Below are 14,410 nucleotides of genomic sequence, written 5' to 3' on the forward strand. Positions count from 1 at the left end.
GGATGCCGCGGCCTCGGCCCGGCTCGGGGCCGCCTTCTCGGGGACTCCATCACCGTCCATCGCCTGGCTCGGGGACGGGGTCGCGTGGGCTCCGTGGCCGTCCGCGATGGGCGCGGTGCCGGCGGACCCCACCGCAGCGCCGGCTCCGAGAGCTCCACCGAAGATCACGGCAAGGCCCAAGGCGTAGGCGCCCAGCTTGGCGGGCGTGTTCATGACGCGGTCACCACTTCGTATCCGGCCTCCTCGACCGCGGCCGTGATCGCGGCGTTGTCGAAGGGGCCGTCACCGTCCACTGTGACCAGGCCGGTGGCCAGGTCCACCTTGACGCCGGTGACGCCCGGGACCTCGGTGACTTCTTCGGTGACCGAGCTGACGCAGTGGCCGCAGGTCATGCCCTTGACGGCGTAGGTGGTGGTGGTCATGACGATCACTCCTCTTTGTGATGGTGACGGTTGGCTGCCGGTCTATGTGAGGGTCAGGAGCGGACGAGGCGGGCGATGGCGTCGGAGGCTTCCTTGACCTTGGCCTCGGCCTCGGCGCCACCTTTGGCGACGGCGTCGGCCACGCAGTGTGCCAGGTGCTCTTCCAGCAGGGACAGGGCGAAGGACTGCAGGGCCCGGTTGGCCGCCGACACCTGGGTGAGGATGTCGATGCAGTACTTGTCTTCCTCGACCATCCGCTGCAGACCGCGGGCCTGACCTTCGATCCGGCGCAGCCGCCGCAGATGGTCCTGCTTGTTGTCGGCGTATCCGTGCATTTTTCCCCTAAGGCTGGCTTCTTCTCACTGCAACAATATACCCCCCTACCGTATTCCAGTCGGCTTCGTGACGGAGTCTGTGAGTAAGGAGCGGCGGGGGGCGTGCCGGGGCACGCCCCCCGAACCGCGTTACACCTGGGCCACCTCGGGTTGAGCGTTTGCCTGCTTCGGCTTGCGCATGAGCAGCAGGGTGAGCACGGCCCCCATGGCGGCCACGGCCCCGGCGCCGATGAAGGCACCCTGGAAACCGTCGGTGAGCCTGGGCAGATTCCCCAGCTCGGCGGCGCCCTGGGAGGTGGCGATCGCGGTCATGACGGCCAAGCCCAGAGCCGAGCCGACCTGGTAGGTGGTGTTGACGATGCCGGAGGCCAGCCCGCTCTCCTCCGGACGCGCCCCGGACATGGCCGACATCATCGCCGGGATGTAGGCCAACGACATGCCGACTGCGGCGATCAGCGAAGCGGGCAGCACATCGGAGATGAATACCCCGTCCGGACGGACCAGGGACAACCCCGCCACTCCGGCGGCCAGGACGAGCAGGCCACCGGCGATGAGTGGCTTGGCGCCGAACCGGCCGAGCAGCCTCGCGGTGATACCGATCATGAAGATCATGATGGCGATGGTCATCGGCAGCAGCGCCGCGCCGCTGGGGAAGGCGCCGTAGCCCAGCACCTGCTGCAGGTAGAGGTTGAGGAAGTACCACATCGGGATCCAGGCGGCGCCGAGAAGTGCCATCGCCAGGTTGGCGGTGGCCAGGCCGGGGGTGCGCCAGATACCCAGCGGCATGAGGGGCTCGTGCACCGTGCGCTGGACCACGAGGAACAGCGCCAGCAGCGCGGCCGCTCCGGCCAGCTCCAGCAGCGTCGCAGCCGAGCTCCAGCCCTGCTCGGGAGCGCGCACGATGGCGTGGACGGCCAGGGCGATGCCCGCGGTGACCGCGATGGCGCCCAGCACGTCGACCGAACCGCGCTTGCCCTGGACGGCAGGCAGCAGGGCGGGGACGGCGGCCAGGGTGGCCAGGCCGATCGGCACGTAGACGATGAACACCCACGGCCAGCTCAAGTATTCGGTGACGACGCCGCCCAGAAACACGCCCGCGGTGCCGCCGGCCGGGGCCGCGGCGCCGTACAGCGCCATGGCCTTGCCCAGCTCGCGCGGGTTGTGACCGAAGAGCATCATGAGCAGGGTCATCGAGGCCGGGGCGATGAGCGCGCCGCCGACCCCTTGGACGCCGCGGCCGAGAATCTCGATCCAGGCGTTACCCGCCGCGGCGGCGACGATGGAGCCGGCGATCAGGATGAGCCAGCCGGTGGTGAAGACCTTGCGGGCGCCGAACAGGTCCGACAGCCGACCGCCGAGCAGCAGCAGGCCGCCGAAGGCGATGACGTAGGCGTTGAACACCCACTGCAGGTTGCCCTGGGAAAAGCCGAGGTCGCGCTGCATGTCGGGCAGGGCGACACCGATGATGGAGGTGTCCATGATGACCATGAACTGTGCGGCGGCGAGCACGATGAGTGCCTGCCACCTGCGTGGATTGACGGCGTTCATGCCGCACTCCTGGTTCCTCGCATCCCGCCGGAGTGGCAGGATGCGTCGTAGGGGGTTGGGTGTGATGTCGAAGTCGGACCGGCCCCGCAGGTGGGCGTGCACGCCAATGCACGCCCACCATCTGTTTGCTCAGGCGAAATTCCTCTAGGAAGCGCTGACGGGCGAGGCCTCGGCCAGGGCGTAACCCGCCTGCTCCACCGCCGCGCGGATCTCCTCATCGGAGAAGCCCGCTCCGCTGACGGTGACCGCGCCGCCGGCCAGATCGACCTGGACGCCGGTCACGCCGCCGACCTTGCCGATCTCAGCGGAGACCGACGAGACGCAATGCCCGCAGGTCATCCCGCTGACCGTGTAGACGCTTCCGCCGTTGGTCTCCACCTGCGCGGAGATGCTGTCCGCGGTGCCGCACGCACATGCCGTGCACATGAGGTTCTCCTCTCGCATGTACCCCAGTGGGGTACCTCGATTCATGACCTTAACATACCCCCAGGGGGTTAAGACCCCATGGCGATTCTTGATTGCACGAATAAAGAGAGGAGTGCGGCAAGCCCGCACAGGTAATCAACGCGGGCGTGCGTGGCACTGTTGCGGTCACTTGGCGGCGGCGAGGAAGTCCATGATCGGAACTCGCGTCGATCCACGTATCGAACAGGGGGCTATCTCCGCCGAGGTCGAGCTCTACGCTCTCTACGCTTCATTCGTGCAGCCGCATCCGTCGCCGGCGCTCGGGCGCTCCTGGAGGTGAAGGCGGCCTCAACCTCGCTGATGGACGAGATCGGTGAAGGCCTCGGCGAGATGGCCGACCTCGACGAGCTGAGTCACCGCTGTCGTCGAGGTGGGGCTGCGGGAGGAGCCTTCACCCCCGACGAGCAAGCCGCCGAGACCGGCCGGGTCCGCGAGGACTTCCCTGAGCGTCCTTGAGGCGTGGGCGTCCCCGCGCCGCAGCGGCCCCCGGCAGCGGAGAACGCCTCTCCCGATGCCATGCCGCGCACAGCATGCGCACGGCGCTGTCGCCCGAGCCGGCTTCGCCGAGCCAAAGGGGACGCCTGACCACATCCCCGCAGGCCAGAGCTGTATCCATTGGATTTTTGGCCAGGGCCCAGGGACCCCTTGAGCAGAGCGGTGGCCGTCGGCGCGACACGAAGATCACAAATATCGCCACCGTGCGCGATTCCAATATCACTCACAGTAATGTCTCGGCTGAGTTGATCTATCGGAACGGAGCTTCATCTTGAGGTCACAACGCCGCATATCCGCCCTGGCCGCCACCCTGATCACCCTGGTCGCCGCGTCCGCGGCACCGGTCACGGCCGCCGAGGCGGCCTCGGATGCGCGAAAGAACGTGACGTCCTGCGTACGGCCAGGTCAGGCGGCCTACCCGGTGAACTACTACTGGAAGAACGTGCTGGGCATGCAGCTCGGCAGCGGCAACGTCGCGGTGGACACCACGCCGGCGCTGTGGGGCGGCCAGATCGCGCCCGGCTCGACCTTCACCCTCCGGCTGACGCACAGCACCGCCATGTGGCCGACGCTCGTGCGCAGCTACACCACGAGCTGGGACATCTCCTCGCTGCTGGCCAACGCCGACGTCGTCAGCCAGTCGGGCGCGGGCACCATCGGCGGCAACACCCTGACGATCCCGTCGTCGGGCACCAAGACCGACCCCGCTCCCAAGGTCATCACCTTCCGCGTCAAGCAGGGCACCGTCGGGCAGAACATGACCATCCGCCCGAGCGGCATCAGCAGCGTCATCGCCTTCCCCGGCCAGCTCGGCGGCAACACCCCGGCGCCGCCGATCCAGATCGTCAGCGGCCAGGCCATCTCGCCGACCACGGCCGTCAACGACACCGTCACCACCCCGCAGGACACGGCGGTCACCGTTGCGGCGCTGGCCAACGACACCGGCTCCGGCGCGACGATCACCGCCGTCGGCACGCCCGCCAACGGCACCGTGGTGATCTCCGGCAACAGCGTCGTCTACACCCCGCCGAAGGGCCTCAGCGGCACCGACACCTTCACCTACACGATCAGTACGCCCTGCGGCACCAGCACCGCGACCGTAACCGTCGTGGTCACCTGCGTCACCAACCCGATCACTCTGGCCAACGGCAGCTTCGAGGCCCCGTACGTCGCCACGGCCGACTGGAACATTCCCGACGCGTCCACCAACCCGGCCGCCGGCTGGCGTACCACCGCCTCCGACGGCAAGCTGGAGATCTGGCGCAGCGGCTTCCAGGGCGTACCCTCGGCCGACGGGGCGCAGTTCGCCGAGCTCAACGCCAACGAGCCGTCCACGCTCTACCAGGACGTGCCGACCGTGCCCGGCACCGTGATGAGCTGGTCGATGTGGCACCGCGGCCGCGCGGGCACCGACGTCATGCAGGTGCTGATCGGCGCACCCGGCGCGCCTGTGGCGCAGACCCCGACCGGGGCGACCTCACCCGACATCGCCACCGACAACACCGCCTGGCGGCAGTACTCGGGAACCTACACGGTCCCGGCCGGACAGACCACGACGCGTTTTTCCTTCCAGGCCGTGTCATCCGCAGGCGGGGGCGCGTCCGGCAACTTCCTCGACGGCGTGGTCTTCCAGACGCCGCCCTGTCAGCCGATGCGGTAGGCCAGAGGCCGAGGAACAACACCTGGAACGCGCGGCACGCGGCGGCGCCGTCGTGGCCGGCCCGGTGCCGGGAGCACGGCCACGACGCGCCGGCCGTGCCGAGGTGGGCCAAGGGGCAGGCGGCGCCGACAAGGTGGCCGATGCCGGAGTTGGGGGCGGTGAGGACGACGCCGTTCCCGAGTCCGAGCGGGAGTACATCCGCGAGAAGTCGCCGGAAGGGCAGGCCTCAGCCCGGGAGCGCGGCCGCCACGGCGGGCGTCCGGAAATGTTCGACCGGCGGCGAAACGGTCGGCGCTGAGATCGATCATGACCCGGTAGCGGACGCAAGGGCGTCAGTGCGGTTCGCGTATTCGCGGCGGGCCTCGCGTTGTGTGCCGGGACCACCAAGGCCCGCCCGAGGACACACTGGTGTTGATCTTGATGGGCGATGTGATCCCTGTCCGTGCGCCGGCTTCACTCACCGCCCGTGAGCACAGCCAGGGTCCGGGTTTCGCACCACACCGATGACGTCGTCGAGCCGGTCGCGCACGGCGAGCAGGTCGGTGATCCGCTGCTCGATGAGCGCGCGCTCGTCCACCAACCGGTCCAGCAGGCCAGGGGGGACCTCGCCCGAGTCCACGCACGGCAGCACCTCACGGACGACGGCGCTCGCCAAGCCCGCGGCATACAGCTGCTGGATCAGCCTGACACGTTCGACGGCGGAGTCGGGATACCGCCGCTGGCCGCCGGCGCTGCGGTCGGCGGGGAGCAGGCGCTGTTCTTCGTAGTAGCGCAGGGCTCTCACGCTCACCCCCGCCCGCTCGGCGACCTCACCGATCCGCACCCGTCCTCCTCCAGCCGGAAGGCGGTCCCGGCTTGCCGACTTGCACCTCACGTCAACGTCAGCTTCTAGAGTAACGGACACCGAATAAACGCGTCATTTCACGCCATAAAGGTAAGGCAGGACATTATGCGTGCAGCCCGTTTCCACGAATACGGCGGAGCGAAGAGCCTGGTGGTCGAGCAGGCCCCCGACCCCCACCCCGGACTTGGCGAGATCCGTGTCCGCGTCGCGGCGGCCGGCGTCAATCCCATCGACTGGAAGCTGCGCACCGGCGCCCTGCACCAACTGCTTCCCCTGGAGCTGCCCGCCATTCCCGGGCGCGACGCCGCCGGCGTGGTCGACGAGATCGGCGACGGAGTGCGGGGGGTGAGCATCGGCGACCGCGTCTTCGGGCTGGGCGGTGTCACCGGCGCGACCGCGGAGCTGGTCATCCTCTCGGCCTGGGCCCACACCCCCGCCACGTGGAACGATGAGCAGGCCGCGGGCGCCGGTCTCGCGTCCGTGACCGCGATGCGTGGACTGAACGCGCTCGGCTCCCTCGCGGGGCGCACCCTTCTCGTCGAGGGCGCCGCCGGAGGCGTGGGCAGCGCGGCAGTGGAGATCGCGGTGGCCCGAGGTGCCACCGTGATCGGGACAGCCGGCGAACGCAACCACGAATTCCTCACCTCTCTCGGCGCCGTTCCCACCACCTACGGCCCCGGCCTCGCACAGCGCCTCTCCGCTCTCGCTCCGCACGGCGTCGACCTCGCGCTCGACACCGCGGCCTCCGGCTCCCTGGACGACCTCGTCGCGATCACGGGCGACCCGGCGCGCGTCGCGACGGTCGCCGACCACGCGGGCGGGCAGCGCCTGGGCACGCATGTGGTCAACGCGGAGAACGACTCCTCCCTCCTGTCCGCGGCCGCGGAACTGGGCCGGCAGGGCCGCTACACACCTCGTATCGAACAGGCCTACCCCCTGGAGCGAATCGCCGACGCCCACGCGCACGCCGAGCGCGGACGCACACGAGGAAAGATCGTCATCTGCATCTGAAGAGTCCTCGCTGGTGTTCGTCAACACCCGGCTCCTGCAAGCCGTCCTACGAGATCCGGCCCGAGCGGCCAAGCTCACCGGCGGAGACCGGCGCGCCCTGTCGCCGCTGTTCTGGGCCCACGTCACCCCCTACGGCCGGTTTCGCCTCGACATGGACAGCCGTCTCGATCTCGGGGTCAGCGTGCGGCGATCGCCAGGGAGCTCGAAGCGGTCCTGCCAAGGCGTGGAAGGGTGGTGATGTCGTTGACCTTCCCCTTGGGTGAAGCCCCAGCATCGTTGACACCGGTCGTCGTGGCCGGGACGAGGAGGAGTGGTGCGGGAGCTGCTGACGATCGGAGCGTTCGCTCGGGCGGCTCGGCTGTCGCCGAAGGCCCTGCGGCTCTACGACGAACTCGGGCTCCTGCCGCCGGCCGCCGTGGATGGCGATTCGGGATACCGGCTCTACGGTCCGGAGCAGCTGGAGCGAGCCCGGTTGATCGCCTGGCTGCGGCGTCTGGGCATGCCCTTGACCCGTATCCGGCATGTGTGTGACCTACCTGCGGAGGCAGCGGCCGAGGAGATCGCCGGCTACTGGGAGCAGTTCCTGGCCGAGACCGCCGCTCGCGGCCGGCTGGCGACCTTCCTCGTCGACTACCTGACGGGAAGAGGCAGCCCTGTGGACGATTCCGCGACCATGCTCGGGATCCGTTACGTCGCCCGCTCGGAGTCGGGACCGGTGCGGACGAGCAACGAGGACACCGCCTATGCGGGCCCCCGCTTGCTGGCGGTGGCCGACGGCGTCCGTGGCGGAGCCGGAGACCTCGCGAGCGCGACCGCCATCGAGGCGCTCAAACCGCTGGAGGCTCTCGCCATGCCCGCCGAAGACCTCCTCGGCGCGCTGGCCGACGCGGTCGACGATGCCGACGCGGAGATCGGGACGATCGCCGCGGCATCATCGGATGGCGAGGCCGTCACCACCCTGACCGCACTGCTGTGGTCCGGCTCCCATCTGGCGCTGGTGCACATCGGCGACACCCGCGCCTACCGCCTGCGAGACGGTGAGCTCTCCCAGATCACCCATGACCACACCTTCGTCCAGTCCCTGATCGACGAAGGACGGCTGACCCCCGAGGAAGCGGCCTCACACCCGCAGCGCTCACTGCTGGTGCGAGCACTGACCGGCACAGGCGGGACGCATCCGGACCTGTCACTTCACCAGGCCGCTGCCGGTGACCGCTACCTCCTGTGCTCCGACGGGTTGTCGGCCGTCGTCTCGGCCGCGTCCCTGCGGAAGGTGTTGACCGAGGAGGACGGCCCGCAGGGGGTACTCGACGCATTGATCGCGCAAGCGTACGCCGCGGGTGCTCCCGACAACATCGCCTGTGTCGTCGCCGACGTCGTACCGCTGGACGCCGCGGATGCCGTCCGGAACGTTCCCGGCCGGTGATGCGTGCCCCTGGGCTCAAGGCAGGGCGCGGCATCGTCGTCGATCGTCGGCCGCTGGGGGTCGGCGCGTTCCGGCGGTTGTGGGTGGCGTCGGTGGTGTGCGCGGTGGGCGGGTCGTTCAGCCTGGCCGCGATCCCGACGCAGTTGTTCACCATGACCGGTTCGTCGGCGGCCGTGGGTGCCTCGGCCGTCGTGTCGTTCGTCGCGCTGGTGGTGGCGGCTCTGTGGACGGGTGCTCTCGCCGACGTCGGAGACCGGCGAACGATACTCCTGGCCGCGCACTGCGGCCTGACGTCGACCTACGCGGCCTTGTGGGCTCAGTCTGTGCTGGACGCCCGATCCGTCCCGATCCTGATGATGCTGGTGGCCTGCCAGGGACTGACCTTCGGATCGATCATGACGACGATGGGTGCCGTGGTGCCCCGCCTCGTCCCGGCCGAACTGCTCCCGGCGGCCAACAGCCTCAGCTCTCTGGTCCGCTACGCCGGGTCGATCGTGGGCCCCGTGCTCGCCGGCCTTCTGATCCCGCTCGTCGGGCTCGGCACCCTGTACCTGTTCGACGCGCTCGCGCTGCTGGCCGTCGTGTGGGCCGTCGCCAGGTTGCCCCGCTTGGAGCCGGCCCGGGCATCGAACGTTCCGGCCGGACCGCACCGCGGAAATCATCCGGCCATCGCTCGGATCCTGGCCGGGTTCCGGTACCTGGCCGCCAGCCGACTGCTCGTGGCAGTGCTGGCGGTCGACCTCTCGGCGATGGTCTTCGGCATGCCGATCGCGCTCTTCCCCGAACTGGCCCAGCGCACCTACGGCGGCCCGGCCGGCGGCGGCCTGGCACTGGGACTGCTCTACGCCGCCTACCCGGCCGGGGTGTTCGCGGTCGGTCTCCTGTCGGGCACCTTCACCCGCGCCCGCCGCCACGGCGCTCTCATGGCGGCAGCCGCCGCCGCGTGGGGCATCACCGTGGTCGCACTCGGCTTGGCGGCACAGCTGTGGATCGCGCTGACGGCACTCGTCCTCGGCGGAGCCGTGAACTTCGTGCTCAGCACCTTCCGCAACGCCATCTCCCAAGCCCTCACCGATGACGCCATGCGCGGCCGGATCCAAGGAGCGCTCACCGTCGTCCTCATCGGTGGACCGCAGCTCGCGAACTTGCTGCACGGGACCGCCGCGTCGCTCCTCGGGCCCCGAACAGTGATTTGCGTCGGAGGTCTACTGACCACCACGGCCGTCGCCGCGATCGCATGGCGAGTTCCCGAGCTGCGTTCCTACACGATGTCCACCCCCGGACCACGTCGTGACCCGGACCGCTCAGCGTGATCCGCGCCGGCCTCGCTCCAGGCGCGCGGGCCTGAGGTGTTCCTCCATACGGGCGGCACGTCCCGGCCGGGGGCGCGCGATGACCGGCCCCGGCCCGCCGAACGGATCCACGCCCGGGTTTCACGTCCCGCGGCTCTTCTGCTCGGCATGATAGTCGGCGTCCGTATTCCGCGGCGAATTCCCCGCTTGCGGATCACTTACAGATTTCTCATGAAAGTGTTCTGCAAGAGGGCCGTTGGATTCTTGCCGGCGCCAAGAGAGCGGGCGCCTGCGACGGTGACGCTCAAACGGATGAGTTGAGCGCCGGATTCATCTCTGCGAAAGTACGCAGACCGCCGGCCCCGCGACTCAAAACCGCTCGAAGACCAGTCAAGGAATTCGCATGTCCCGAAGAGTCCTAGCAGCCATCACGCCACTCGCGGCCGTTGTCGCGGGCATGACCGTATTCACCGGGATCGCTCACGCGGCCAACAGCGATTCGGCCGGGAACGTTTTCGACGAGGTGAATGGTTGCTCATTCACGATCGAAGGGGCATCTCCCGCGGTGGACACGAGGACGCAGTCGAAACTCGACCTCGCCCTGCACGCCTCCGGCAACCCGAGGGGCGGCATCTTCCAGGGGTGCGCGGAGAAGTTCGGCGGCGGCAGGCTGATCACTCAGATCGTCTGCGAGCTGGGCTCGTCCGCGGTCCAGAACACTCCTGCGGAGCCCGGCTCGTCCACCGCCATCACCAACGTCAATTTCTGGAACGGGTCCCAGCAGAGCTGGTGTTACGGACGCTTCAGATTCTCCGACGGCACCATCAATCCCGACGGGACCCAGAAGTGGGGGACCGAGTGGAGAATTCCGTGGACCCCGCAGGAAGGATGGGGTCAGCCGATGACGAAGGAGGATCAGCAGAAGGAAGAGAAATCCGGGTTCACCAAACCCGGAAACGCCGACTCCTTCCCCATGTACGACTGTGGCCCGCTGGTCGCGAACCAGCCGAACATGGGCTGCTTCGTGGCCTACGGCACCACCAAGACGTCGAACACGTCAGCGGGTTTCGCCGGTTCCGCAGCCCTCAGGGACGCCGGGAAAACGGAGGCCCTCGGCAGTCTCGACGCTTTCGAGAAGGGAAACGTTTCCTATTTCGGCGGTGCGGCCAACTGCATCGATCTGGCGACCAGCTCCCCCCAGGTCCAGTCGCAGTACGCCTACGACTCGGCGAACCCGAACAACATCTACTGCTATTCCTACGGGGTGTGGCTGTATGGAAAGAAGTCTTCGCAGTGAGGCCTTCCCGCCGCTGACCGTTCCCGGAGTGTGACGGGAGCGGGACGGGGGTGGCCGCCGGGCGACGCGTCCCGGCGGTGAGCGCCGCACGGCGGACGGTCCGCGATCTCGCGGGCCGTCCGTCGTGCGAGCCGGGCGGTGCCGTCGCGGAACCGGGCGGGTTCCTCGTCAGGCGCCTGTGGGACCGCGCGGTCCCCCGTGGCCCTGCCTGCTCACCGGACCGCGCCACGGCACCCTTCCGACCGGCCAATTCGTCTCAAGCGTGTCTTCGTCCCCTGTGACCAGGTTCGGTCACCACCGAAAGTGAACCAGAGCCGAAACCGTGCAGTCCCGCCGAGCATGGTCGTGGTGCGGGGCCGGCTTCAGGAGTCGCGGCGCAGGGAGGACAGCGCCCACAGTTCGGAGATACGCCCGTCGCGCACCCGGAAGATCTCCAGCATGGTCGGTGGCTGCCGGCCGGGAACGCCCCGCACGCTCGTGCGGACGGCGACGGTGTTCCCCTCGACGACCATGTCCTCGACGACGGCCTGCGCGTCAGGGAAGGCCCCGTGGAACTGCTGCCATGCCCGGGTGACCACCGGCACCGGCGAGCAGCCGCTCCTGGTACGCCTGGTGCGATCGCTCGGGGTCTGAGGGTCAGTCGTCCTGTGGCTTGCGCCGGCCGGGGTTGAGGCGGACGGCGAGGTTCTCCAGCTCGACCTTGCGGCCGGTGCCGCTGCGCAGCTCGACCTCGACCGGTGATTCGGTGCCGTGCTCGAGGTAGAGCAGCGGCGGACGCCCGTCCTGCAGGTACTTGTTGCCCCACTGCATCAGGCTCATCACGGCGGGCAGCAGGTCGCGGCCCATGTCGGTGAGCACGTACTCCTCGCGGGCGCGGCCGCCCTCGTCCCGATAGGGGCGCTTGGCCAGCAGCCCTGCCTCGGTGAGGTGCCTGAGCTGCCCGGCCGCGACCCGGTCGGTGAGCCCGGTGCGCCGGGCGAAGGCGCTGAAACGGGTGGTGCCGTAGTAGGCCTCGCGCAGGATCAGCAGCGACGACCGGGTCCCGACGATCTCCAGGGCCTTGACCAGCGAGCAGCCGTCGGTCTTCCACGCGCCGAGGTCCGCCAGCGGTCCCTCCATCACAGCAGCCATGGGACCATGCTACCCGCCATGACTTCACTTATGTATAGTCAGCGCCAAGCTGGCTATACATAAGTGAAGTCAGATGGATGAGAGGCCCCCCATGCCCGAACCCACGTTGACGCCCCTGGCGCCGCCTCGGCACGCCCGGCCCGGCGCCGTCACCTTCGTGCTGTGCGCGGCCGCGTTCATGGCGATGCTCGACGTGTTCGTGGTCAATGTCGCCTTCACCGACATCGGCGCCGCCTACCGGGACTCGAACCTGGCCAACCTCAGCTGGGTTCTGAACGGCTACACCATCGTGTACGCGGCGCTGCTGATCCCGGCCGGGCGGCTGGCCGACCGGCACGGCCGCAAGACCGCCTTCCTGGCCGGCCTCGCCCTGTTCACCGTCGCCAGCGCGGCCTGCGCGGCGGCCCCGTCGCTGTGGTGGCTGGTGACCTTCCGGGTGCTGCAGGCCGCCGGAGCCGCGGCGCTCACCCCGGCGAGCCTCGGCCTGCTGCTCACCGCCCTGCCCGCCGAACGGCGCACCGGCGCGGTGAAGATCTGGGCCACCACGAGCTCCTTCGCCGCCGCGATCGGCCCGGTCGCGGGAGGAGCGCTGGTGCAGCTGTCCTGGCAGTGGGTGTTCCTGATCAACGTGCCCATCGGGATCGCGGTGATCATCGCCGCCTGGCGGCTGATCCCCGTCACCGGCGTCGCCTCCGCGGTCCCGATGCCCGACCTGCTCGGCGTGGCAGTGCTGGCCGCGGCGGTCGGCGCCCTGTCGCTCGGCCTGGTCCAGGGCGGCGCGTGGGGCTGGGCGGACGGGCTGACGATCGCGGCGCTGGCCGCCGCGGCCGCCGGGATCGGCGTGTTCGCCCGCCGAACCGCTCGGCACCCGGACCCCGTCATCGACCCCGCTCTGCTGCGGGTGCCGTCCTTCGTGTGGGCCAACGCCACCGCCCTGGTGTTCTGCACGGCCTTCGGCGCGGCCTTCCCCGCCCTCGTGCTCTGGCTGGAGCACGCCGCCGGGTACAGCGCGATCCAGACCGGCCTGGCGATCGTGCCGGGGCCGCTGATGGTACCGCTGTTCGCCGTCGTCGGGCAGCGCCTGGCCCGGCGCGTCCCGGCCGGAGCCCTGGTCGCCGCGGGCAACCTGCTGTTCTGCGCCGGCGCGCTGCTGCTCGCCGCCGGAGCCTCCGCGGATGTCCGCTACGTCACGCAGGTGCTGCCCGGCTGGCTCGTCATCGGCGTCGGGATCGGGCTGGCCCTGCCCACCATGATCGCCGCCGCCACCGCGAGCCTGCCGCCCGCCCAGGCCGCCACCGGCAGCGGCGTGGTCAACACCAGCCGCCAGCTCGGCTACGTCCTGGGCGTGGCGATCCTCGTCGCCGTCCTCGGCACCCTCGACCTCCCCGCCACGCACCTGCGGGAGGCCTTCCGGCACGGCTGGTGGTTCATCGCCGGCGCCGCCGCCCTCAGCGCCGCCACCGCCCTCGGCATCACCCCGCTGCGGAGGGCCCGCCCGTGACCGCCGCGCCCCCTCCCGCGCACCTGCTCGCACGATCCGCCCCCGCGCCGTACCGTCCGGCAGGTAGAACTTACGCGGCCCCGTCCCCGAGACGGAGGTTCGCATCGCGTTCACCCCCGATCCCAGGTGACGGGCAGGCTGTGCCGCCGTACACCTGCGAGGGATCGGTGCGCAGCGACAGCTCTTCAGCCGGTACGGCGAGCCGCAGCGCCGGGAAGCGGACGAGCAGCACGGGAAACGCGACACGCATCTCGAGGCGGGCAAGCTGCCGGCCGAGGCACTGATGGACGCCGTGGCCGAAGGCCAGATGCCCGGCGGCCGAGCGGCGCAGATCGAGCACGTCGGGGTCTGCGAACCTGGCAGGGTCCCTGTTGGCGGTGTTGATCGCGATGACGACCGTGTCGCCCGCCCTGAGCCGCCTGCCGCCGACCTCCACGTCCTCCAGCACGCCGCGCATACCGGTGGCGGCGACGGACAGGTAACGCAGCAGCTCCTCCACGGTGTCGGCGGCCAGGCCGGGGGCGCCGCGCAGGGCGGTGAGCTGGGCCGGGTCGCGCAACAGGGCGAAGGTGCCGAGCGCGAGCATGTCGGCGGTGGTGTCGAGCCCGGCGCCGAGCAGGAACGCGGCCACGCCGCCGAGCTCCTCGTCGGTCAGGTCGCCGCCGGTGGCCAGGTCGCTGGGCAGGTCGTCGGTCGGCTTGGCCCGCTTGGCGAGCGCGAGCCCCCGCAGGCAGGTGCCGAGCTCGACGAAGGCGGCGTACTGCGCCTCAGCACTCCCGGCGTCCGGCAGGGCCCGGGTGGAGCTCTGGAACCGGTCGTGGTCCTCGTACGGCACGCCGAGCAGCTCACAGATCATCAGCGCTGGCACCGGCTGCGTGAAGAGGGTCCCAGTAGCAATGAAGAAATTTCCACCGGAGTAGCGTCTGAGCTGCAACGATTCGGGGCCCCTGCGGCTAGGGCCTCGATTTGCCCACGGTGCTGAT

At 69.8% G+C, this 14,410-nt stretch carries 16 protein-coding genes; 8 read left to right on the top strand and 8 right to left on the bottom strand.

The genetic code is table 11. The features are described 5' to 3' along the window. Nucleotides 1-209: 209 nt before the first annotated feature. The 4 genes from ACFFRH_RS41640 to ACFFRH_RS41655 all read right to left on the bottom strand — a co-directional run bounded on the left by ACFFRH_RS41640 (nt 210) and on the right by ACFFRH_RS41655 (nt 2,731). On the bottom strand, nt 210-422 hold the full coding sequence (locus tag ACFFRH_RS41640) for a heavy-metal-associated domain-containing protein (RefSeq protein WP_344748867.1): 213 nt from the start codon (nt 420-422) through the stop codon (nt 210-212). Between the two features lie 53 nt (nt 423-475). Further along, the gene (locus ACFFRH_RS41645) at nt 476-757 is read right to left on the bottom strand and encodes a metal-sensitive transcriptional regulator (RefSeq protein ID WP_030924263.1); all 282 of its coding nucleotides are present in this window, start codon (nt 755-757) and stop codon (nt 476-478) included. 129 nt (nt 758-886) lie between these two features. After that, nucleotides 887-2,305 carry an MFS transporter gene (locus tag ACFFRH_RS41650; protein ID WP_386163515.1) on the bottom strand — a complete coding sequence of 473 codons (1,419 nt, stop codon included), beginning with the start codon at nt 2,303-2,305 and terminating at the stop codon, nt 887-889. Between the two features lie 144 nt (nt 2,306-2,449). Beyond that, on the bottom strand, nt 2,450-2,731 hold the full coding sequence (locus tag ACFFRH_RS41655; RefSeq protein WP_386163517.1) for a heavy-metal-associated domain-containing protein: 282 nt from the start codon (nt 2,729-2,731) through the stop codon (nt 2,450-2,452). A 315-nt stretch (nt 2,732-3,046) separates the two neighbouring features. Between ACFFRH_RS41655 and ACFFRH_RS41660 the strand changes: the two genes are divergently transcribed. Next, nucleotides 3,047-3,226, top strand: coding sequence for a hypothetical protein (locus tag ACFFRH_RS41660; protein WP_386163519.1), 180 nt, complete (start codon nt 3,047-3,049; stop codon nt 3,224-3,226). A gap of 310 nt (nt 3,227-3,536) precedes the next feature. After that, nucleotides 3,537-4,925 carry an Ig-like domain-containing protein gene (locus tag ACFFRH_RS41665; protein WP_386163521.1) on the top strand — a complete coding sequence of 463 codons (1,389 nt, stop codon included), beginning with the start codon at nt 3,537-3,539 and terminating at the stop codon, nt 4,923-4,925. 457 nt (nt 4,926-5,382) lie between these two features. On the opposite strand, the gene ACFFRH_RS41670 is transcribed toward ACFFRH_RS41665, so the two are convergent. Beyond that, a complete protein-coding gene (locus ACFFRH_RS41670) occupies nt 5,383-5,748 on the bottom strand; it encodes a MerR family transcriptional regulator (RefSeq protein ID WP_386163523.1) in 366 nt (121 codons plus the stop codon). A gap of 126 nt (nt 5,749-5,874) precedes the next feature. Here ACFFRH_RS41670 and ACFFRH_RS41675 point away from each other — a divergent pair, with 126 nt between their 5' ends. The 5 genes from ACFFRH_RS41675 to ACFFRH_RS41695 all read left to right on the top strand — a co-directional run bounded on the left by ACFFRH_RS41675 (nt 5,875) and on the right by ACFFRH_RS41695 (nt 10,795). Beyond that, complete coding sequence (locus ACFFRH_RS41675) at nt 5,875-6,780, top strand: NADP-dependent oxidoreductase (RefSeq protein WP_386163525.1); 906 nt, start codon at nt 5,875-5,877, stop codon at nt 6,778-6,780. A 13-nt stretch (nt 6,781-6,793) separates the two neighbouring features. Further along, the gene (locus ACFFRH_RS41680; RefSeq protein ID WP_386163527.1) at nt 6,794-7,018 is read left to right on the top strand and encodes a Tn3 family transposase; all 225 of its coding nucleotides are present in this window, start codon (nt 6,794-6,796) and stop codon (nt 7,016-7,018) included. Nucleotides 7,019-7,093: 75 nt separating this feature from the next. After that, complete coding sequence (locus ACFFRH_RS41685; protein ID WP_386163529.1) at nt 7,094-8,206, top strand: MerR family transcriptional regulator; 1,113 nt, start codon at nt 7,094-7,096, stop codon at nt 8,204-8,206. Next, nucleotides 8,206-9,519 carry an MFS transporter gene (locus ACFFRH_RS41690; protein WP_386163531.1) on the top strand — a complete coding sequence of 438 codons (1,314 nt, stop codon included), beginning with the start codon at nt 8,206-8,208 and terminating at the stop codon, nt 9,517-9,519. Before ACFFRH_RS41685 ends, ACFFRH_RS41690 begins: the two co-directional genes overlap by 1 nt. A gap of 382 nt (nt 9,520-9,901) precedes the next feature. Next, nucleotides 9,902-10,795, top strand: a complete 894-nt coding sequence (locus tag ACFFRH_RS41695) for a hypothetical protein (protein WP_386163533.1) — start codon at nt 9,902-9,904, stop codon at nt 10,793-10,795. Nucleotides 10,796-11,157: 362 nt separating this feature from the next. On the opposite strand, the gene ACFFRH_RS41700 is transcribed toward ACFFRH_RS41695, so the two are convergent. Together ACFFRH_RS41700 and ACFFRH_RS41705 are read right to left on the bottom strand one after the other, a co-directional pair. Next, a complete protein-coding gene (locus ACFFRH_RS41700) occupies nt 11,158-11,379 on the bottom strand; it encodes a nuclear transport factor 2 family protein (protein WP_386163535.1) in 222 nt (73 codons plus the stop codon). Between the two features lie 52 nt (nt 11,380-11,431). Beyond that, nucleotides 11,432-11,926 carry a winged helix-turn-helix transcriptional regulator gene (locus tag ACFFRH_RS41705; protein WP_386163537.1) on the bottom strand — a complete coding sequence of 165 codons (495 nt, stop codon included), beginning with the start codon at nt 11,924-11,926 and terminating at the stop codon, nt 11,432-11,434. A gap of 91 nt (nt 11,927-12,017) precedes the next feature. Here ACFFRH_RS41705 and ACFFRH_RS41710 point away from each other — a divergent pair, with 91 nt between their 5' ends. Next, a complete protein-coding gene (locus tag ACFFRH_RS41710; protein ID WP_386163539.1) occupies nt 12,018-13,427 on the top strand; it encodes an MFS transporter in 1,410 nt (469 codons plus the stop codon). Between the two features lie 70 nt (nt 13,428-13,497). Here the strand turns inward: ACFFRH_RS41710 and ACFFRH_RS41715 are convergent, their stop codons facing one another. Then, complete coding sequence (locus tag ACFFRH_RS41715) at nt 13,498-14,295, bottom strand: cytochrome P450 (RefSeq protein ID WP_386163544.1); 798 nt, start codon at nt 14,293-14,295, stop codon at nt 13,498-13,500. Between the last annotated feature and the right edge of the window lie 115 nt (nt 14,296-14,410).

Source organism: Streptosporangium vulgare (genome assembly GCF_042428775.1).
Taxonomy (GTDB): domain Bacteria; phylum Actinomycetota; class Actinomycetes; order Streptosporangiales; family Streptosporangiaceae; genus Streptosporangium; species Streptosporangium vulgare.